Genomic DNA, 22,419 nt, shown 5'->3' with positions numbered 1-22,419 from the left:
ATTATGAAACCTGTTATCATTGTCCAAAATCTAGAACACTACTTTGGGAAAGGTCAACTCCGCAAACAAGTCCTCTTTGACATCAACTTAGAAATCTACGCTGGTGAAATTATCATTATGACGGGTCCCTCTGGTTCGGGGAAAACGACTCTTTTGACCTTAGTTGGTGGATTGCGATCCGCGCAATATGGAAGTTTGAAAGTGTTAGGAAGAGAACTTTGCGGTGCAAGTGCAGAACAATTGACACTAGCTCGACGCAGTAATGGTTATATTTTTCAAGCTCACAATTTACACAATAGCTTAACAGCAATACAAAATGTAAGGATGGGTTTGGAACTGCATAAGGGTCTTTCTCCAAATGAGATGTTAAAACATTCAGCTGAAATGCTGGAGTTGGTAGGGTTGGGAAATCGCCTCAATTACTACCCGGATGACTTGTCAGGAGGACAAAAACAACGGGTTGCGATCGCCCGAGCTCTTGTGAGTCGTCCTAAAATTGTTCTAGCAGATGAACCAACCGCCGCTCTTGACAGTAAGTCAGGTCGAGATGTGGTTAACTTAATGCATGAACTTGCAAAAGAGCAAGGTTGTACTATCCTTTTGGTAACTCACGATAACCGTATTTTGGATATTGCCGATCGCATTGTTCGTATGGAAGATGGTAAGTTAGCAAGTGCTGCTGTTGCGGGGTAAGAATTGGCAGATAGGGTTGCTGAAATTCTGGAATGGTAGTAGTAAATTATCATCCAAACAGTATCGAGCTATCTTGTTGACAAATGACTGATGACATAAATAAGAGGGTGCTATTCCATATTAGGAATCACCCCCATATTATTATGCATCGCTGACTTGGGTTTGCGTAATATTTAGTACTAATATCGCATATTTTACCAACCCTGTAAGTTGAGTGAGTATTAGCTACAAATTAATGATTAATCAATCATAGCTAGTTTCTCTAGAAAGCTCCAACTCGACCTATAAGGATGATAAATGTCCGGGTAATCAAAAGTAAATCGTACAACGGATACCACTTCTTTTGATATTGCAAGTCTAGATCCACAACTTGCTCAAAATCTTTGATGTGAGAGCGACCGTTGACTTGCCATTCACCAGTTAACCCAGGTTTTACATTTAACCGTTGCCAGTGGCGTTGATTGTATTGGGCTACCTCATCTGCTGTAGGGGGACGAGTACCTACCAAACTCATTTCGCCTACAAGAACATTCCAAAACTGTGGTAACTCATCCAAGCTCGTACTTCTTAAAAACCGTCCTACTTTTGTCACTCTAAAATCATTTTTATTTTTAAAAATGAGACCGTTGGCTTCATTTTTTACTATTGATTTCAATTGTTCGGCATTTGAAACCATGGAGCGGAATTTCCACAGGCGGAAGGAGCGTCCGTGAAGCCCGTAACGTTCTTGAGAAAAGAAGATTGGTCCGGGGCTATCTAGTTTAATTGCTATTGCCACGGGTAGGAATACAATTGCAAGAATCAGTAGTCCTACTAAACTTCCTAGGATATCTAAGAGACGTTTAAATTTGGAGTTGACAGAAGCATGAGGTTTTAGTTGCAAATCCCAAGTATTAGCAGCTGCACCTTCAATAACAGTTGTGTAAGATATCTGGTACATTGTCAAGCCAGTTGAGCGAAAAACGTAGAATCACGCAATATTACTTTGACTATAAAAGAAGCTTCACAAAAGGGAATCAAGCTCAACAGTACTTTCACTGAATCTTCATCCATCTGCACGGGATCGTGTTTTTTTATAAATTTCGCATAAAGGAAAATAAATTGAACTTTTGTAAGATGAATTGTAAAGAGAAATATGACATCTTGCTGTACTGTGTGTTAGAATTTGCTACTATCTTAAGTACACAAGCGAGCGGCGATCGCTAATTGGTCACCGATCGCCCGCGATCGGTGATGGAGTTTCTACTTGTCACCTCTCTTAAGATTGGATTGCAAAATCCAAATGTTGGATTTATAACATAGCAGTTTTCGATTAGATGAATCGCACCCTTTGTAAGGGCGTAATGCATTGCGCTCCTAAGGTTGTAGTGTCTTTATCTGAAAATGCTTTTAAGTTATAAATTCTCGGTCTAGATGTCCAAACAAAAATCAGTTTTTTAGAATTTTTGGATTAAGGTTCTAGAAAGTGTGTAATGAACAAAATTTCAATTTGTTTTCTAAATCTCCGAGAAAATACTTTCATTACAAATCGTGAAACCTCTCTAAATTAAGGGTTTTCACCAGTGTGTTGGGAACACCAGCAGAATACTATTCAATCAGCAATGTTTATTTTGCATGGCTGACTATATATCTATTTCAAATTTTTTACGAGAAATTACCGACAACTCTCAAAATAAAGGTGCAAATATTATGGTACTGGCAGGGTCTCAAATCAAAGTAAGCAGATTGGAGTCCATCGTGGAACAAATTGGAGAAGCTGTACTTTCTACTACAGAGACTATAGAACGTCTCGCGGAAAGAGTGGATACTCTTAGCGTCCAAGTTGAAGCACAAGGACGACAACTCCAGCAGCAAGGGTATCAAATTTTTGCGCTGTGTGATGCCGTGCAAACTCTTGCGGACACTCAAGATGACTCATTACAAAAACTCACACAACTTACGCGAACCTTAGATCGTCTGATGACTTTAATTGAAGGACCATCGGAATGAAGGATCGAGTATGAACGGTCGAAGAACGTTACCTTACCCTGTTGTAGCTTCGATCCTTCATCCTTTAGCCTTTCTTCGTTAAATCTTTAACTGAGTCACGGCAATTTTACCTGAAAAACATATATCCACGTCACTACCAGGAGTGCGATCGCGTTTGGCATACTCTCCATAATAGTAAAAATTCTCACCTTCAATACGGTAGTTGATAGGCAACGGTTTTGTACAGGGTTGACAAAACACAACTTCTGGCTCGGGTTCTCCTGGCATAAGGTGGGGTAGGTTGACGTTCCAGAAGGTCTTTGATTCTAAAGGACGGTTGAGTAAATCAGCCAAAACACGAGATGTCCATCTTGCCAGAACATCCCAATCCACGACTACATTACGTTTGCGATAGTGAGACACCGCAATTCCGGGAATACCGTTCATTGTAGCTTCTCGCACGGCAGCAACAGTACCGGAAATGTAGGCATCAACTCCGAGATTTCCTCCAGCATTGATGCCAGATAGTACCCATTTGATATTTGGGCAAATATGTGACAGTGCGATTCTGACACAATCTGCAGGAGTGCCTGCAATGGCGTACTCATTGTCTGAGCGTCGGTTAACATGAATTGCTTGAGTGGTAGTGACTTGGTGTCCGCAGCCAGAGAGGTGATCTCTTGGGGCGACAATCAGAACTTCTTGACTATTGACGGCTTTTAGAAGTGCGCGAATCCCAGGAGCATCGATCCCGTCGTCATTTGTAAGAATAAAGGTCATAGTTGGCTGTATTTTACTGAAATAACTATCTTATTCTCTACGTTCTGCCATCTGCCCTTTCTCTGCTGTCCTTTCACGGAATTCCCTATCTGTTTCTATGTAGGGTCTCTATGTACGGGTTGTTAATGATAATATAACTACTAGTATAAGTTAGCGAAAATAAGGAAACCATTAGTAACAGGCAAAAAGTTTATATTCAGATCTTTTGCGCCTTCTGCCATCTGCGTCCGTATTTCTACCTTCATATACTAGTTTTATTTTTTAAATCTATCCCCAGGCATCATATTGCATACTATAAAGAGAATCAATTTTAAACTCTCTTAACAAAATTTACTTGGCAAGGGTGGTTGATACTGCTGGTATATTATTTATCAGCGATTTGTGACACGTAATATTGAGTCCGCATATATTAGGGTATAATTATATACGATTTCTTGTTCGAGACAAGTAAGAACTGGTGTGGTTGGCTACAAGCAGGAGTCAGACTTGGGGAGCATCTCAAATAACCGTGTAAAAGCATTACACAAGCAGGTTTTTTGATCGATTGCTATTTATAAAAGAAAACAATGTTACTAAAAAGCCTTCATTCTGTTAAAAGTTCCTCAGTTAACACCTTGCTCGACCTTTGGGCGCAGCGTTATGCACCTAACCTCTCCTCTCTGTTGTTGTTACAAGACTCTTCAAATTACGAATCTCTCATAATAGCTAATTCACTAGAGGGGCGTGCTCTAACTGTAACAAAGTTGACAGACAATATATTGGATATTAACAGTCAAATGGCTTGGATACAAACTAAGACCTTGCACAATTATATCCCTAATGTTTTAGATTTGAATGAAGCCAGACGAATAACGCAATTTGCCACACGGGTGTACAAAAAACTACTGCAAGTTTATCAACAGCGATCGCTCAGCCTTGCTCCAAACACAGCAAAATCATCAAATGCCAATTGGGCTTTTGAGATGCGATCGCTTTTATCGCTCGACCAGACAACATTGGCCCAGATATCATACGATCTAGAGCCAATATTACTAGTGTTTCAAGAGCAACTTTTGGCGTCTAAAGATTGGCGTGCCTTGGGGTTTATGACCACGCAGTTAAAATTTACAAATAAGTTAATACTAAGTTACTTAACACCTATAGAGATACTTCTGTTGAGTTCATACTTGAAGGTTGTTGAGGAACAAGTTGCTATGCCCTGGCAGCGAGTTTGTACAGCGGCGGCGACGCATGAACCGCGATCGCAAGCATTAACTGTCGTAGAGCAAATGATATCGGTTGCAGAGGAAATCGCACGCAGCGTTCATTATCGACTTGTTGAAATTTTTCCCAACTACCACAGTCGTAGTGGTTGGCTAGCAGATGCTGATGTAGCACATTCAAGCATTCGAGATCTTAATATGTTTCAATCCTACCTTTGGTTGTGTGTTTTAGAACAAAACTTAATTCCAGTAGAGCAAGAACTTATTAACTTATGCATCATGGTTTTAGGATGTATAGAAGTGAAATGGGAGATAGCAGAAGTATCGACTCAATTATTAATAGAAGAATTGCTCAAGCGTTTAAGCCCGGAACATAAATCGGTTTTACTACCTTACACTCGAGGACTGCTGCAAACATTTTTGGATGCCCGCGATCGCTCGCATAATTAATGGTATTGCAGGGGGCGTAATGCCAAATAAGATCCCCTCTAAGTTTGAGGGGATCTTATTTGTCTTGTTAAGATGCGCGGAAATCGGTATTACTTACTAATGGTGGTGCGATCGATCAAAGGAGAACCATTTCCGCCTTGAACTTGTCCCGTTCCGGCTGTAGGTGAGAGTTGAGTTCCATGGAGCCGTGGATCTGTTTGAGGTGGATTGGGTTCTGGTCCGAGAGGTTTGGGATTTTCAATATACTGGAATTCACCCTTGCCATCTGGAGAAGGACCTTTTGCCCAGCGACCTTCAGCACTTTCAGTACCTTCAGAGTGGTTCCAGAACTGATATGCAAACTCGCGCTTCTCCAAATCCAGTGGGAAGGAACTGGGAACAGGAGTTGTTTCCAATCCTGATTCTTCTAGTTCCTTAACAGCTGCAATCCATTGGTTCTGGTGCATGGTATCGCGAGCAATCATGAAACTCAAGGTATCTCTAACACCAGGGTCATTAGTCATTTCGTACATTCGCACGGCTTGCAAACGTCCTTGAGATTCAGCATGAAGATTGGAACGGAAATCTGCTAGCAGGTTACCACTGGCAACGATAAAGCGACCATTCCAAGGAAAACCAACACTGTCAGCAGGCATTGCGCCCAAACCTGAGACAATAGCGTGCTGGGGATTCATTGCTGCCCCTATAATATCCGTAATAGTATCGCGTGCTTTAGTACCACCCATAACTGAACCCACAACTGGGTCTTGTGCTCCCTCTTCTTGCAATTGAATAGGTGCTTTATCCAGCAAGTGAGCAATCATCGTAGCTAGCATTTCAACGTGACCGATTTCTTCGGTACCGATATCCAAAAGCATATCGCGGTATTTAGCAGGTCCGCGACAGTTCCAACCTTGGAACAGGTACTGCATCATTACGGTCATCTCACCAAAAGTACCGCCAATAAGTTCCTGAATTTTTTTTGCGTAAAGAGCGTCTGGTCTTTCTGGTGCTTTAAAGTACTGTAGTTTCTTGGTATGATAAAACATGATTCATTCCTCAATGAATACTTGGATTGGCACAAATTCAGGCTTCCCCAAAATCTGATATTTGTGCCAGCCACTCATGCTTACTAGGAAACCTAATCTGAAGGCTCTCTACATCATTCCACAGTTATACAAAACAATAGATGAAAAATAAGTAACTTGACCGAGGTTATTGTATTGCCAGACATATCCTGACAGCATTGACAGCCATTGGTCACTGTCAAACCCAACGTCTCAATTGGGTTGAGCCTGAAAAATAGTCAAAACCATCCTCATACCAATGTTCATCACGACGGTTGATATTAAAGCAACCTTCATGGATTGAGCCATTACCTCCATTGTTGTCGAAGCGATTGGACTCAAAAGCAGGTAGGCTGCGCTGGCGAGAAATGAAATCTGTATACACTTCTACCACTCCAGTATGGTACTTGACATTCCGGTCATATTCATTCCAATTATCCCCACGAAAACGTAACAGAAAAGAACTATTGGCAGTAGCTGCATAGTTGTTATCACCAGCAAAACCTCCGCTTTCGTCTGACACGACGACTGCTAACGATTCATAAGCCACATCTCCAAAAGGCTTGGGTTTTTGCTGACCAAAAGTATTGCCATCAATATCATAACTACTAGCTTCATTGGCAGGATCTAAAGCTGTAAGATGAGCAACTTTGCCCAAAAGAAAGCCAATTTCGGCAGCAACATATGCTCCGAGGCTAAAACCTACAACACTCAACTGCCGAGCTGTTATTTCCAAGTTATTAAGAGTTCTAGCAGCCCATTGAGCAACTGGGGCAACAGAGCCTGATGTATATTTAGGTTGCAGACCCTTGTCTTCGTCATGATTTGCTGGCTCTCGCCAATCTAGAGCTAAGACTTGTTTGGAAGGATTTTGTTTAGCCAGTTCTTGCTGTAAATTGCGAAAAATCTCATCGTCAGACGAGTTTTTCCAACCATGAATCACCAGGATTGTCTCTTTTGCGTACTCAATCCCTTGGTAGGTTCGTCCGTTAGCATCAAAACGGTAGAGATGAACGCCATCTTTATAGTATCTTGGTTTAGCTTCACTTCCATCTTCTGTTAATCCCCAATTAGCAATATCTCCTGCTATTTCACCAGGCAATTCCCTTTGAGTTTGCTCTTCAGCAATCTCTTGACTCACAAATTCTTGGGAAGTGACTGATGCAGTGCTATGAGTCAGAGCAGAGCAATAAGATGAAAAGGAATTTTGACTTAATACTAAAAGTGCTTCTTTGTTAGATAAAATTCCATTGTTAGTCTGCAAACTATTGGAAAGTGATAAGCTCTCAGTTGATAAGTCCCTGGTAACGTTCATAATTAACGCATTTTCCAAATTCTAAAACATATCCGCAGGATCGGTAGAGCGAAGTTTGCGAGTTGCGATCGCACCGGAAAGACTAGACATGATAATAGTTAGTATTAGCACCTGTAATCCACGCACGGCTGTCATATACATGGGCAAATTTGTCGCGGTGCGAGTGAGATGGTAAAGCCCTAAAGACACAACTGTTCCCGGAATAAAGCCCAGTATTGCCAAAATTAGAGCTTCTTCAAAGATGACACAGAGTAAATAGCGATCGCAATAGCCCATGGCTTTTAGAGTTGCATATTCTTTCACGTGACTGTTAACATCTGCAGATAAAACTTGATAGACAAGAATTACACCTACTACAAACCCCATAGAGACACCCAGACTAAAAATAAATCCTATCGGGGAATTTTTTCTCCAGAAATTGTTTTCAAACTCCACAAATTCTGCATGTGTTAGCACTCTGACATCATTTCTCAGGTAAGCTTGCAACATAGCTGCTACCTTTTTTGGCTCGTATCCTTGTTTGACCTCAATCAAACCCAAACTAATGCTGCTGGATTGTCTTCTGGGGAATAGACGTAAAAAGTTTCGATCGCTGGTAATTAAGTTACTTTCTGCTCCAAAAGAAGCCCCTACTTTATATAAACCAGTAATAGTAACGGTTCGCCCTTCTATTTCAGTTGTTAGGGTTTTACCTCGCGCTACTTGAGTAATGACCTTTTGATAATCACCTCTAGAACCGCGATCGAACAAAACCGTATCGGGAAATTTAACAGCTTGTAATTGTTGGTTAACATCAGGTAAGTCAAAAGCTGGCTTATCTGGATTAAATCCAATTGCTAACACCCCCATTTCTCGATGGGTTTGCGGGTTTTTCCAAATCATGTTGTAGAAATATATTGCTTCTGCTGACTTTACCCCCGGTATATCCATTGCTTGATACAATCGCCGACGAGAAAAGACAGACAAACTTTGTAAATTCCGAGCTTGTGGACTTATTAAAACAATATCTGCTCGTAAACTGCGATGCAATCTGGTATTGCTGTCATACAGTGCAGTATGAAAACCTAACTGCATGAACATGAGAACGTCAGCAAAGGTTATACCAGATAATGCCACAAGCAGACGGCTTTTTTCATGACTGAGTTGCAGCCATCCTAAAGGTGTTCGCCGGCACAATTGTTGGATTAGTTTTATCACAGTTTAATAACCGCCCTCACTTGCATATTAGTTAAGTTGGCAGCTTTCAGGCTGGAAGAAGGATCGAGTCGGATATAAACTTCTACCACTCGGTTGTCAATATTACTGAGAGGATCTGTGTTAATAACATTCTGTCGCCGTACTTGCAAACTTTTACGTTCCACCGTTCCTTGCAATTCAATAGGTAAAAAATCACCTACAACCTGGACTGACTGTCCTGGATGCACCTTATTAATATCGCTTTCGTAAACCTCAGCTATGGCATACATTTGGCTGGTTTGTCCGATATCAACAATGCCATTATTGGATATTAATTCTCCCGGACGGACGTGGATTTGAAAAACCTGACCATCTTGGGGTGATTTTACATAAGCCTGTTGCAAATTGACTTTTGCTCGATCTAGCGCTGCTATAGCACGATTGACTTCTGCTTTAGCGACTTCCACATCCTCTTTTGGCACGTTAACGATTCGATCTAGTTTTGCTTTTGCTTCTTCAATTTGTTGCAGACCGGTCAATTGAATACGTTTCAATTGCGCTTGTGCTTCTTGCAAATTTTTTTGTGTTGTTTCTAACGCTAAGCGCTTGCTATCCCATTGGGAAGCAGAAATTGCACCTTGTTTGTAGAGTGTTTGATATCGTTGGTTTTCGGCTACTGCATTGCGTACCTCAGCTTGCAATCTATCTGTGGTAGCAACTTGAGTGTTAATATCACCTTGGCGTTGTGCTTCTAAGCGAGCAACAGTGGCTTCTTGTTCGGCAATTTCTCCTCGTTGAGCACCTGCTTGTATGCGTTTTAGGTTTGCTTGTTCTACTTTTAGTTGTTCTTGGGCTTCTTTTAAAGCGCTTGCTAAGCGATCGCGACTATCTAGAATTGCAATGACCTGTCCTGCTTTGACTGTGTCACCCTCCTGTACTAGCAGTTGCTCTACTCGATTTCCTTCGGTAGATGTGGTAGCAGAGAGTTTAATGACTTTTCCTTTTGGCTCGATCCATCCTAAAGCTGTTACTGTTGTTAGCTTAGGGAGTTGTGTTGTTGATGTCTGTGGCTCTTGCTTTGTAGAATTTTGAAGGTGTTTTACTATATAAATACTTATTCCACCAGCTAATAAAAATGTAATGATACTTATAAAAACAAATAAATGTAGAACAGACTTAGAAGACAATCTGTACTTTAGCTTGGAGTTTTGCACCATAGATTACCTGTGAGAAATTGTTTGAAGAAACAGACTTTTAATGGGAGCATCCCAATGAGTGAAAAAACACGCTTGTGATTGGAAATCACGGCTACACAAACTAAGTGATTAGAAATCACGGCTACACAAACTAAGCCTGCCTCCGCAGGCTGTAATTCATAGATTCCAGAAATTCAATAGAACTTTTAGACACAAGAGACTGATTTTCTTTTGTGAAAACAGAATATTCGCTTTTTTAATATAAATTTGTAATCTATGCTAGAAATTTGAGTTTAGCGATCGCGTACGTGTGTGTAGCATTTTTAATTATTTAGCTTATTATTCTTTCATTTTTTATTTGTAATTATAATAACTGTTTTCAAGATTTCTTAGCGATAGTTTTAGAACGATAACTATCCGCTAATAATGCCCTAAAAGAAAATGAATTATAAGACACAAAAATTTATATCTACGTGTAAATTAAAAATTTTTAATAATCCAGAAGTGTTTATTGAAGGATGGTATTGGGTGATGCCATCTAACAATTTACGAATAGGTGAAGTCAAACCTGTAACAATCTTAGGCAAAGAGTTAACGATTTATCGTGGTGAAAATAAAAAAGTCACTATCGCAGATGCTTACTGTCCGCACATGGGTGCTCATTTGTCAGAAGGCAAAATTGAGGGGAATACGTTACGCTGTTTTTTTCATCACTGGAAGTTTGACGCTGAAGGGAACTGTGTTAGTATTCCGTGTTTGGATAAGCCACTTCCTGTGAAGTTAAAAATCTGGCCCACTGCTGAGAAGTACGGATTGATTTGGATCTGGACTGGAAAAACACCACAACAATCTATCCCTTTTACGCCAGAGTTAGAACAAAAAAAGTATGATATTGCTTTTGGACCTCGGATAATCGTGAACTGCCATCCTAATGTTGTGATGATTAATGCTATCGATCTTCAACATTTCAATACAGTTCATAAATTAGCAACAGAAATTATTTTTAAAAATCAAGAACTAAATCAAAATGCAATTCTCTTCAACAACACTAAATATGATGGCAGGGCTTCTTTTTATCTTAAGCTGATTCGTCCCTTCTATAAGGGTACTATTAAATACAGTATTTGTTATTGGTATGGTAGTACTGGAATAGCAACGATTAGTACTAGTTTTTTTCGTTTACACTTAATGTTTGCACTGCGCCTTCTTCAAGAAGGAAAAACGGAAGTTCAGCCTCTTTTGTTAATGAACAGACGCAAGGGAATAATTAGTTTGATATTTAGCAGAGCCATATTATGGCTAACTCATATTTTTGGAATTCATTTTATCAAAGGTGATACTAAAATTTTTCAAACGATTCAGTTTAATTTTAAAACACCTCTTAAAATAGACCGACCAATTATACAATTAATCGATCATGTTGAAAGACAAAAACCCTTACAATGGGGAACTTGGGAAGATATTTAGTTTGCAAAAAAATTCGCGTATAATGAAATTGTTATGTTGACTCATTTGAGCTTTACAGAGTTCTCTTAAGTTTTTATGTAAATTTTTGTATCAATGTTTAACATTTCTGACTACAAGCAGTATGTGTATGCAAGGTTTGTGATTTGCTTGAGCAAGTAGTTTCTTAGGTAGAAACTACAACTCAACTTACCGAGCTGTAGTCCTCTTTGTGTAATTCTATATTGAAGGCGCTAAAGCAAAGTTGAAGAGTCTTCCGATCTACACCACTCAAAAACCACAATCGACTGGATGTTTTATTGGAAACCTTCATGCGAGCGCTTAACTCATCTAGAGTAAAGCGTTCTCCATTATTCTGTGCGATCTCTACAGCCGAAATTGCTGCTTGCAACCGTTGTAAACCTGTAGAGGTCAGCAAAACACCCCGTCTTTTTGACTTTGGATTCTATCATATTGCTACGTATGGTATTTATCCTTATTTATCTTAACTGTCTTAACTGTCTTAACTGTCATAATTAGAATGTTTTAACTATCTTCTTAACTGTCTTAACTGTTATTGCATTATTTTGATAAAAGTAAGATGATTTTTTGTTGTACATTTGTTTGGAGAAAACCAATAAATAAATTGTTAATATCTACTTCAGACTAAACACAAGCATAAGGCTTCTCGCAAGTAAGTATACTCTGTTAACTGTGCATGATTCAGTATATTTTCTTCTAGAAAACATACAATTTTTCTATAGGATTTGCCAACACAATATTCATATAAATTCTGAATAAAAAAATGCATAAAGTTTTAACCCAAAAATATATTGAACCACGTAATTTAAGTTCTTTTCAAAGGATTTTACTTACAACTGATGGAACATTGACAGAAATTTTAGAAGCTTATCTATTAGAAAAAATTCAATTAGTCAAATTATCAGAAGAATTAATTGAAATTGCAAAACCTATTCCTGCTTTAGACATAGATGTAAATACTCAAGTAATTAGCAGAAAAGTTTTATTACGTGGTAAGATTAGTTTAAATAACTTTATTTATGCTGAATCTATAATTGTACCTGAAAGACTAGATAGTACATTTAAATCCAGATTAATTGAATCGCAAGAACCGATAGGTAGACTCTGGTTAGAGCATAAACTTGAAACTTTTAAAGAAATAATTGAGTCAGGTATAGAAACATCTAAAGAATTATTTCATTATTTTAATATTTCAGAAGAAGATAAAATGCTTTCTCGAACTTATCGAGTTTTTTCTAACCGACAACCGATAATGATGATTACGGAAAAGTTTCCAGAAAGCTATTTTATAAAGAAAATGAATAATTTATTTTCTAAATAAATTGAACTTAATCCCGTATACTTTTAAAAAGTAATGGAAGGATAAAAATGTTAAAACAAAGGCTTGTCGAAATTGTCAAAAAGTATCCGGAACGAACTGCGCTTTCCTGTAACCAGTTAAAGATTAGTTATCAAGAACTATATGCTTATATTACATACTTAAGTAACCATCTAAGCAAAATTGGTATTGCCAAAAGTGACTGTATAGCCTTAATTTTACCTAACAGTACGGAGTTTGCGATCGCTTTTTATGCGATCGCAGAATTGAATGCTATAGCTTTGCCCATTAATCCTCTTTTTAAAGAGGATGAACTTAAATACTACATTATTGACAGCAATGTTAATGCAATAATTACCAATAGCGATGGGGCAGAAATTAGTCGTAAAATTATATCAAAAATTGATAAAAAAATAGAGTTAATTGTTTTGGATGATATTGCTTTACTTACCAAAGAAGTAAATAACTCAACAATTGCAGAAAAAAACTCTAATCCCTCTACTTTTACAGGTAATGTACTTTATCAATATTCTTCTGGTTCTACAGGTAAACCTAAGAAAGTTTGTAGAAATCAAAATAATTTATATCACGAAGTTAAAAATTTTACTGAAACTATTAATATAACTCCAGCAGATAATATTTTATGCGTAGTGCCACTTTATCACGCGCATGGTTTAGGAAATTGCCTACTAGCAGCTACTTGTAATGGTGCTACTTTAGTGATTTTAGAACAAGTTTTACATCAGGGAAAAGCCATCGAAGTACCATTTGTTTTTAGACGTTCCAGAGTATTAGAAATTATAGAAAAAGAAAAAATTACTATCTTACCTGCTGTTCCTTATATATTTAATACTCTAGCAGAAACACCAGATGATACTCAATTTGATGTTTCCAGGCTGAGACTGTGCTTTTCTGCCGGTAACTTTTTATCAAAAGAGATTTTTGATAAATTTTTTCAAAGATTTGGCATTCCTGTGAGACAACTGTACGGTTGCACAGAAGCAGGTTCTGTGGCGATCAATCTAGATGAAGATCTAAAAAATACATACGATTCTGTAGGATGTCCTTTAAAAAATATTGAAATTAAAATTATTGATGATACAGGTAAAGAACTTCCAACTGGAAGTATTGGAGAAATAGTTATTAAAAGTCAAGCACTGACACAAGGATATAGTAATAAACCAGAATTAAATCAACAAGTATTTAAAAATGGTTCATTTTTTACGGGTGATTTAGGTAAGAAAGATGAAGCAGGACGCGTTTATATTACTGGTAGAAAGCAAATCTTCATTGATACAGGAGGTCACAAAGTCGATCCACTAGAAATAGAAAATATCTTGATAACTCATCATCAAGTTAAAGAAGCCGTTGTTGTTGGTATCAAAGGTTTGTATGCAGGAGAAATTATTAAGGCGGTTATTGTCCCTCAAAACCGAAATATTTGTGACGAAAATGATATCTTATCTTATTGCAAAGGCAAGTTAGCTGATTTTAAAGTTCCAAAACTTATCGAATTTCGTGAGGAAATTCCCAAAAGCCCATTAGGCAAAGTACTAAGAAAAAATTTAATCGATCACCTATCAGAACTGATAAAATCATGAGAAGTATTGATTTAATAGAACAAAAAACTAAAAACATTGTACTAAGTCTTTTACCAAATATAAATAGTGATGATTTGTCAGATTATAGCAATCTTTTTAGCATAGGTCTAGATTCTGTCAATGCCATGACACTTGTGCTTAAACTACAGAATACTTTTGGGATTCAATTTGTAGCTAGTGATATTAATGCAGAAAATTTTCAAAATGTAGCAAGTATTGTCAAGCTAATTAATGAAAAGCAAGGCTAAGCATTTTTAGAAACTCAATATATCCCTGCAAACCTGAAGCAAAAAGACTACAATGAGTAATTCTACGGAAAGAAATCCACTAGAACCAAGCAAGTCAGTAAAAACAGGAGAAGATATTTGGCAAGCGATCGCAAGCATTCTTGAAGTACAAAATCAAGCTCCAGCTTTAGTACCTGTATCTCGGAATGAAGACTTGCCTTTGTCTTTTTCTCAAGAAAGATTATGGTTCCTTTACCAGTTGCAGTCAGATAGCTCTACTTATAATGTTTCCTTTGCTTTTCGGCTTCAGGGTTTGTTAAACATTACGGCATTAGAAAATAGTCTAAATGAAATCATCCAACGCCATGAAACATTGCGAACTACATTTGTAGTTGCGGAAAACACACGTGTTCAGGCGATCGCTCCCAGCTTCAAATTGACCTTACCTATAGTAGATCTTCAAGAACTTCCTAAGAAAGAAAGAGAAACTCAAGTTTTACAACTGGTCAAAAAAGAAGTTCAACAACCCTTCGATCTAGCACGAGGATCGCTGTTGCGTTCTTCCTTGTTGCATCTGGGTGAGAATGAATATGTGTTACTCCTGAGCGTCCATCACATTGCCTTTGATGGTTGGTCTGAAGGTATTTTGTGGCGTGAACTGACAGCTTGCTACACAGCTTTTTCTATTGGCAAGTCCTCTCCCCTACCTAAACTGCCTATCCAGTACGCAGACTTTGCTGTTTGGCAGAAACAGTGGCTGCAAGGCCAAGTCATGGACGATCGGCTGAACTATTGGAAGCAACAATTAGCAGGATCGCCTCCCCTGCTAGAACTTCCTACCGACCGAATGCGCCCAGTCATGCAGACAAACCGTGGCGGTGTCAAGCACTTTCAGCTAGGCGATTGTCTGACTCAAAAACTCAAAAGCCTAAGCGAAAAGTCAGGCTCAACTTTATTTATGACTCTGCTGACTGGCTTTGTCATCTTACTATCACGCTACAGCAACCAACAAGATATTATCGTCGGTTCCCCAATAGCTAACCGCAACCGTAGTGAAATAGAATCTCTCATCGGCTTTTTTGTCAATATTTTAGTGTTGCGTACTGACGTTTCTGGAAATCCCAGCTTTTGGGAGTTGCTGCAAAGAGTGCGCCAAGTAGCAATGGAAGCGTACTCTCACCAAGATGTACCGTTTGAGAAAGTAGTAGAAGCTTTACAGCCAGAAAGAAACCTCAGCTACTCCCCATTATTTCAGGTGATGTTTATTTTACAAAATACGCCACCTGGAAAATTAGAATTACCTGGTTTATCTCTAACTCGCCTAGAAATAGAAAGCTCAACAGCTAAATATGATTTAACTTTGTCGATAACAGAGAGCGAGCAAGGACTGAGTGCAAGTTTAGAATATAACTCTGACTTATTTGAGCAAGCTACAATTACCCGCATGGCGGGGCATTTTGTGACCTTACTGGAAGGTATTGTTGCTAATCCACAGCAGTCTATTTTGGAATTACCTCTACTAACAACAATTGAACAACAACAGTTATTAGTGGAATGGAACAATACTCAAACAGAGTATCCAAAAGATAAATGTATCCATCATTTGTTTGAAGAGCAGGTTGAGCTTACACCCGATGCTGTAGCTGTAGTATTTGAAAATCAACAACTGACTTACCACCAATTAAATTCTCGTGCTAACCAATTAGCTCATTACTTACGCTCATTAGGTGTAAAACCAGATGTGCTGGTTGGTATTTGTGTAGAGCGCTCGCTAGAAATGGTGGTAGGAATTTTGGGCATTCTCAAGGCAGGCGGGGCTTATGTGCCACTTGACCCTGAATATCCCCAAGAGCGTTTAAGCTTCATGCTGCAAGATGCAGATGTTTCCATCCTGTTGACTCAACAAAAATTGCTTAAAAGGTTACAGAATCATCAAGCGGAGTTTATCTGTTTGGATACTGATTGGGAATCAATTTCTCGATCGGATCGAGATAGTCTAATTACCAATGTAAAAGCAACTAACTTAGCTTATGTAATTTACACCTCAGGTTCTACAGGTCAACCTAAAGGTGTAGCTATGAATCAACTTGCTCTTTGCAATCTGATTCTATGGCAACTGCAAAATAATACAATTTCTGGCGGAGCAAGAACACTGCAATTTGCTCCTATCAGCTTTGATGTCTCCTTCCAAGAAATATTCACTACCTGGTTTTCGGGAGGCACATTGCTTTTGATTAGGGAAGAATTGCGACTAGATGCTTTGGCTTTGTTAGATTTTCTGCAAGAAAAAGCTGTTGAGAGGCTGTTTGTTCCCTTTGTTGCGTTGCAGCAATTAGCTGAAGTCGCTGTTGATAGTGAATCAGTTACTAATAATCTAAGGGAAATTATTACTGCTGGGGAACAGTTGCAGATTACCCCCGCGATTTCTCAATGGTTAAGCAAATTAAATGATTGTACGTTGCACAATCATTATGGGCCATCGGAAAGCCATGTTGTAACCAATTTAACTTTGGCTAATCCAGTAGAGACTTGGCCGTTACTTCCTCCGATTGGCCGTCCTATTGCGAACACGCAGATTTACATCCTGGACAGGTTCTTACAGCCTGTACCCGTCGGTATACCAGGAGAATTGCACATTGGTGGTGTCTCTTTGGCACGAGGCTACCTCAACCGTCCTAAGTTGACACAAGAGAAATTTATTCCCAATCCCTTTAGTCAAAGCAAGGAAGCAGGGAAGCAGGGGAGCAGGGGAGCACATGATAACTTGCACTCGTCTTTCCCCTCTGCCTCTTCCGACCGCCTCTACAAAAGTGGGGATTTAGCACGTTATCTACCGGATGGCAACATTGAATACTTAGGACGTATTGACAATCAGGTAAAAATTCGCGGGTTCCGGATCGAATTGGGTGAAATTGAATCAGCACTGAGTCAACATGGCGATGTACAAGTATCTAGCGTCATTGTGCGTGAAGATATCCCAGGACAAAAGCAGTTAGTCGCCTACGTAGTGCCGCAAAAAGAGGTGATACCGACAAACAGAGAATTGCGGCAATTCCTGAAAGCTAAACTGCCAGATTACATGGTTCCTAGTGCTTTCGTTATTCTAGAAGCCCTACCCCTGACTCCCAACGGTAAGGTAAACCGCCGTGCCTTAAAAGCACCAGATTTACTTAGTGAGATAGCAGATAAATTTGTTGCACCCCGCAACTCCATTGAGGAAAAATTAGCACTGATTTGGTCTCAAGTACTGAGGTTAGAGAAAGTAGGCATTCACGATAATTTCTTTGAACTAGGAGGACATTCTCTAATAGCTACGCAGGTAATTTCCCGCTTGCCAGAAGCCTTTGGGATTTCGTTACCGTTGCGTTCTTTATTTGAGTCACCGGCGATCGCGCAGTTAAGTGAAGTCATCTTACGCGAACTGGAAACTGGTTCGAGCTTGACGCTTCCAGCAATTTTACCCGTTTCCACAAGAAAAAACATACCGCTATCTTGGGCGCAAGAACGTCTGTGGTTTCTCCATCATTTAGAAGGCGAAAGTGGTGCCTATACAATGCCTTTCGCCATGCGTTTGGTGGGGAATCTCAATATCAAAGCTTTGGAACAAGCGGTTGGAGAGATGGTACGGCGGCATGAAGTTCTGCGGACTCGTTTTGAAATCAAGCATGACAAGCCAATACAGGTAATAGCCCCCGATCTAGCCATAATATTACCAGTGGTGGATCTGCAAAATGTGGCAGATCCCTGGCAACAAGTAGAACAACTAGCGCTCGAAGAAGCTTACAAACCCTTCGATCTTGCGAAAGATCCCGTGTTGCGGGTCAAGATGTGGCAAGTTGCGACTGATGAGTATGTACTGCTAGTAGTCATTCATCATATTGCTGCTGATGGTTGGTCAATAGGCGTGCTGAACCGCGAACTCTCTGCCCATTATCGAGCCATTACCACGGATAGTGCGGTTGAATTACCAGAGTTATCCGTACAATATGCCGACTTTACCTTATGGCAGCGCCAATGGCTGACAACTCAGGTACTTGAACCTCAATTAAGTTATTGGAAACAACAGTTAGCCGCAGCGCCACCTTTGTTGGAATTACCTACGGATCGTCCCCGCCCAGCTATCCAAACTTTTCGAGGAGGAACAGAGCGATTTCAACTAAATGCTTTGCTAACTTCTCGGCTCAGACAACTGAGCCACAAGTCTGGAACAACTCTGTTTATGACACTATTGGCGGGATTTGTCGTGTTAATGTCTCGCTATAGCGGTCAAACAGATCTTGTCATTGGTTCTCCGATCGCAAATCGCAACCGCAAAGAAATTGAAGGGTTAATTGGCTTTTTTGTCAATACCTTAGCACTCAGATTCGATCTGTCTGCAGAACTGACTTTAAAAGCCTTGCTGGAGCAGGTACGACAAGTGACTCAAAACGCTTACGATCGTCAAGACTTGCCCTTCGAGATGTTAGTTGAAGAGTTGCAACTGGAGCGCAATTTAGATCGCAACCCACTGGTACAAGTGATGTTTGCCCTTCAGAATGCGCCCACAAACCCCTGGGATTTGCCCGGTTTAACAGTTGAGAAAATGCATTGGGGGCTTGAGGCGGTACGGTTTGACCTAGAAGTTCACCTCTGGGAAGTTGCTGAAGGTCTTGAGGGCTTTTGCTATTACAGCAGCGATTTATTTGATTCGGTAACGATCGCTCGGATGATGACACATTTCCAGAATTTGCTGGAAGCGATTGTTACTAATCTAGAACAACTAGTCAGTCAATTACCTCTACTGACAGCACAAGAGAAGCATCAATTGTTAGTAGAGTGGAACGCTACCCAAACGGATTATCCAAGAGAACAATGTATTCATGATTTGTTTGCAGTCCAAGCGGAACGGAACAGTAATGCAGTTGCGGTGGTTTTTGGACAACAAAAGCTTACTTATCAGGAGTTGAATGCACAGGCAAATAAACTAGCACATTACCTGCAAAAACTGGGGGTGAAACCAGGCGTGCTGGTGGGTATTTGTGTGGAACGTTCTGTATCTATGGTTGTTGGGTTATTGGCAATTCTTAAGGTAGGTGGGGCATATGTGCCTTTGGATACAGAATATCCTAAAGAGCGTTTGGCTTTTATCATAGAAGACACACAGATATCGGTACTGTTGACAACACAGAAATTAACTGATGCAATTCCCAAACACCAAGCGCGTGTTGTTTGCTTTGATACTGATGCAGGTGCGATCGCTCTTGAAAGCCAGCAAAACCCCACAGCAGCAGTAACATCGAGCAATCTCGCTTATGTCATTTACACTTCCGGTTCTACAGGGAAACCCAAAGGAGTAGCTGTCGATCACCGAGCTGTGAACCGCTTGGTAATTAACACAAACTATATCAACATAGAACCAACAGATGTTATTGCCCAAGCCTCAAATTATGCCTTTGATGCTGCAACCTTTGAAATCTGGGGTGCATTATTGAATGGGGCGCGGTTGGTAGGAGTCAGCAAAGAGTTAGCACTATCGCCAAGAGAATTCGCCGCTTTTCTGCGATCGCAAGGTGTCAGCGTGTTATTCTTAACAACTGCCTTGTTCAATCAAATCGCTCAGGAAGTCCCCTTTGCTTTCAATTCACTACGACATCTCCTATTTGGCGGCGAAGCCGTCGATCCTAAATGGGTGCAAGAAGTACTCAAGAATGGTGCGCCGCAGCGACTGCTCCATGTTTATGGACCGACAGAGAACACAACATTTAGTTCTTGGTACTTAGTAAAAGATATCCCCGAAGACGCTACAACCATTCCCGTCGGGCAAGCAATTGCCAACACACAAATCTATTTATTAGATCCCCAACTACAGCCTGTGGGCGTTGGTGTACCAGGAGAAATTTATATCGGCGGCGATGGTCTAGCAAAAGAATATCTCAATCGACCGGAGTTAACACAACAGAAATTTATTCCCAATCCCTTTAGTCGAAGCAAGGGAGCAAAAGATAAATTGCACCCGTCTTTCCCCTCTTCCGACCGCCTCTACAAAACCGGGGATAAAGCACGTTACTTAAGTGATGGGAATATTGAATTTCTCGGTCGAATTGATTATCAGGTGAAAATTCGCGGTTTCCGTATCGAATTAGGAGAAATTGAAACCGTTTTGAGTCAACACCCGTTGCTGCAAGAGAGTGTTGTAGTAGTAAGAGAAGACACCCCCGGCGATAAACGTCTGGTAGCTTACTTAGTTCCTGCGCTTCATCGTCCAACATTACCTCAGGAAGTTTCTCAATGGCAAAGTGAGTATGTTAGTGATTGGCAAATGCTTTACGAACAACTCTACAGCCAAAATCAAACATCCACAGATAACCTGACGTTTAATATTGCAGGTTGGAACAGCAGTTATACCAGACAGCCCATCCCAGACCGAGAAATGCAGGAGTGGGTTGAGAATACAGTCAACCGCATTCAAGCTAACTTTCCCCAGCGCGTATTAGAAATTGGTTGTGGAACGGGATTATTGTTATCTCGTCTTGCCAAGCACTGTCAACAGTATTGGGGAACAGATTATTCCATCGCCGCCATACAGCACGTTGAGCAAGTATGCAGCACAGTTGATGGTCTAGATCGCGTGCAGTTATTGCACCAACTTGCAGATAACTTTGACGGCATCCCACAAGGAGAATTTGACACTGTTATATTGAACTCAATCGTCCAATATTTCCCCAGCATTGAGTATCTGTTGCAAGTTCTAGAAGGAGCGATCGCCACAATTGCTCAACAGGGTACAATCTTCGTGGGCGATGTCCGCAGCTTGCCATTGCTAGAACCATACCATGCAGCCGTACAGTTGTCCCAAGCTGCTGGGGATAAAACTATTGAGCAATGGCAGCAACAGGTACATCAGAGTATGGCCACCGAGGAAGAATTGGTTATCGATCCGGGTTTCTTTATTGCCCTCCAGACACGTTTTCCGCAGATTGGTTCGGTAGAGATTCAGCCCAAACGCGGTTACGCTCAAAATGAGTTAACCCAATTCCGCTATGATGTTACCCTCCATATTGGTACTCACGTTCAAAATAGAGTCATTCCTTGGTTAAACTGGCAGCTAGACGGGCTCTCCTTTACGCAAATTCAAAATCGACTGCAAAAAGAGCAACCAAAACAGCTAGGAATCAGGCGTGTGCCGAATCAACGCGTGCAGCAAGCATTACAGATTTGGCAATGGTTGGAAAATCCCCCAGCTGTTGAAACAGTCAACCAACTGCGGCAAGTACTCGCACAACAGCCAACAGTTGGGATCGACCCAGAACAGTTCTACCAGTTGGGTCAGCAACTTGGCTATGATGTCCACCTAAGTTGGTGGGAGAGCAGTCAGGATGGTTGCTATGATGTGGTATTGTGCCGCAATAGTTCAACGCAGACATCTGACAGACAAAAGGGGATTGCTTTTTGGGATAGTTCAGCCGTCATTACCAAACCTTGGACTGACTGCACCAATAATCCTTTATACGGCAAGTTAGTTCAGAAACTAGTGCCACAGGTGCGTGAGTATATTCAACAGAAGCTACCCGATTATATGGTGCCTCAAGCTTTTGTTGTTCTCAATGACCTGCCCTTAACCCCCAATGGCAAAGTAGATCGTCGCGCTCTACCAACACCTGATGCCGCAACTAGAAATCTTTCTACTGGCTTTGTTTTACCTCGTACCTCCATTGAAGCTCAGGTCGCTCAAATTTGGAGTGAAGTTTTAGGCGTTGAACGTATTGGTGTTAATGATAACTTCTTTGAACTGGGAGGACATTCCTTACTCGCTACCCAAGTTTTGTCAGAGATTAACTCAGTTTTTGGACTCGATCTATCCATACAAATGATGTTTGAGTCTCCCACAGTAGCGGGGATAGCAGCTTACATAGAAGTAGTGGATTTGGTAACACAAAATTTATCAGTTAAAGAAGCCAGTAGCGAAGTAGTGGAGTTTTGAGC

Annotated in this window: 15 protein-coding genes; 8 read left to right on the top strand and 7 right to left on the bottom strand. The window is 40.3% G+C overall.

Annotation, left to right across the window (positions count from 1 at the left end):
- Window positions 1–3: 3 nt before the first annotated feature.
- On the top strand, window positions 4–693 hold the full coding sequence (locus HC643_RS34715; protein WP_038078475.1) for a DevA family ABC transporter ATP-binding protein: 690 nt from the start codon (window positions 4–6) through the stop codon (window positions 691–693).
- Window positions 694–955: 262 nt separating this feature from the next.
- Here HC643_RS34715 and HC643_RS34710 read toward each other — a convergent pair whose 3' ends face one another.
- The gene (locus HC643_RS34710; protein ID WP_038078478.1) at window positions 956–1,633 is read right to left on the bottom strand and encodes a sugar transferase; all 678 of its coding nucleotides are present in this window, start codon (window positions 1,631–1,633) and stop codon (window positions 956–958) included.
- Between the two features lie 749 nt (window positions 1,634–2,382).
- Between HC643_RS34710 and HC643_RS34705 the strand changes: the two genes are divergently transcribed.
- Window positions 2,383–2,682 carry a hypothetical protein gene (locus tag HC643_RS34705; protein ID WP_038078502.1) on the top strand — a complete coding sequence of 100 codons (300 nt, stop codon included), beginning with the start codon at window positions 2,383–2,385 and terminating at the stop codon, window positions 2,680–2,682.
- A 78-nt stretch (window positions 2,683–2,760) separates the two neighbouring features.
- Here HC643_RS34705 and surE read toward each other — a convergent pair whose 3' ends face one another.
- Window positions 2,761–3,441, bottom strand: a complete 681-nt coding sequence (surE, locus tag HC643_RS34700) for a 5'/3'-nucleotidase SurE (protein WP_038078480.1) — start codon at window positions 3,439–3,441, stop codon at window positions 2,761–2,763.
- 566 nt (window positions 3,442–4,007) lie between these two features.
- Here surE and HC643_RS34695 point away from each other — a divergent pair.
- A complete protein-coding gene (locus HC643_RS34695) occupies window positions 4,008–5,093 on the top strand; it encodes a hypothetical protein (RefSeq protein ID WP_038078483.1) in 1,086 nt (361 codons plus the stop codon).
- An 89-nt stretch (window positions 5,094–5,182) separates the two neighbouring features.
- Here HC643_RS34695 and HC643_RS34690 read toward each other — a convergent pair whose 3' ends face one another.
- From HC643_RS34690 to HC643_RS34675, 4 genes are all read right to left on the bottom strand, one after another.
- Window positions 5,183–6,121 carry a manganese catalase gene (locus tag HC643_RS34690; protein ID WP_038078487.1) on the bottom strand — a complete coding sequence of 313 codons (939 nt, stop codon included), beginning with the start codon at window positions 6,119–6,121 and terminating at the stop codon, window positions 5,183–5,185.
- 217 nt (window positions 6,122–6,338) lie between these two features.
- Window positions 6,339–7,454: an alpha/beta fold hydrolase gene (locus tag HC643_RS34685; protein ID WP_038078489.1), complete on the bottom strand. Its 1,116-nt coding sequence runs from the start codon at window positions 7,452–7,454 to the stop codon at window positions 6,339–6,341.
- Window positions 7,455–7,475: 21 nt separating this feature from the next.
- Window positions 7,476–8,651: an ABC transporter permease DevC gene (devC, locus tag HC643_RS34680; RefSeq protein ID WP_038078491.1), complete on the bottom strand. Its 1,176-nt coding sequence runs from the start codon at window positions 8,649–8,651 to the stop codon at window positions 7,476–7,478.
- Entirely contained in the window at window positions 8,648–9,844 is a 1,197-nt protein-coding gene (locus HC643_RS34675; RefSeq protein WP_038078504.1) for an ABC exporter membrane fusion protein, read from the bottom strand. The genes devC and HC643_RS34675 overlap by 4 nt, the downstream gene beginning before the upstream one ends.
- A gap of 423 nt (window positions 9,845–10,267) precedes the next feature.
- Between HC643_RS34675 and HC643_RS34670 the strand changes: the two genes are divergently transcribed.
- On the top strand, window positions 10,268–11,293 hold the full coding sequence (locus tag HC643_RS34670) for an aromatic ring-hydroxylating dioxygenase subunit alpha (protein ID WP_167844815.1): 1,026 nt from the start codon (window positions 10,268–10,270) through the stop codon (window positions 11,291–11,293).
- Between the two features lie 181 nt (window positions 11,294–11,474).
- Here the strand turns inward: HC643_RS34670 and HC643_RS34665 are convergent, their stop codons facing one another.
- Window positions 11,475–11,708, bottom strand: a complete 234-nt coding sequence (locus HC643_RS34665; RefSeq protein ID WP_038078493.1) for a hypothetical protein — start codon at window positions 11,706–11,708, stop codon at window positions 11,475–11,477.
- Window positions 11,709–12,074: 366 nt separating this feature from the next.
- Here HC643_RS34665 and HC643_RS34660 point away from each other — a divergent pair, with 366 nt between their 5' ends.
- From HC643_RS34660 to HC643_RS34645, 4 genes are read left to right on the top strand one after another with little or no spacing between them, the layout of a single operon-like run.
- Complete coding sequence (locus HC643_RS34660) at window positions 12,075–12,632, top strand: chorismate--pyruvate lyase family protein (RefSeq protein WP_167844814.1); 558 nt, start codon at window positions 12,075–12,077, stop codon at window positions 12,630–12,632.
- A gap of 47 nt (window positions 12,633–12,679) precedes the next feature.
- Window positions 12,680–14,230 (top strand): class I adenylate-forming enzyme family protein, encoded by a 1,551-nt coding sequence (locus tag HC643_RS34655; RefSeq protein ID WP_038078497.1) that lies wholly within the window; start codon window positions 12,680–12,682, stop codon window positions 14,228–14,230.
- On the top strand, window positions 14,227–14,478 hold the full coding sequence (locus tag HC643_RS34650) for an acyl carrier protein (protein ID WP_038078499.1): 252 nt from the start codon (window positions 14,227–14,229) through the stop codon (window positions 14,476–14,478). Before HC643_RS34655 ends, HC643_RS34650 begins: the two co-directional genes overlap by 4 nt.
- A 52-nt stretch (window positions 14,479–14,530) precedes the next feature.
- The gene (locus HC643_RS34645) at window positions 14,531–22,417 is read left to right on the top strand and encodes a non-ribosomal peptide synthetase (protein WP_167844813.1); all 7,887 of its coding nucleotides are present in this window, start codon (window positions 14,531–14,533) and stop codon (window positions 22,415–22,417) included.
- Window positions 22,418–22,419: the final 2 nt, after the last annotated feature.

The sequence above is a fragment of the Tolypothrix bouteillei VB521301 genome, from assembly GCF_000760695.4.
Lineage (GTDB): Bacteria > Cyanobacteriota > Cyanobacteriia > Cyanobacteriales > Nostocaceae > Scytonema > Scytonema bouteillei_A.
The sequence above is the reverse complement of the archived record's forward strand: the minus strand, read 5'-3'. Positions and strand labels throughout refer to the sequence as shown.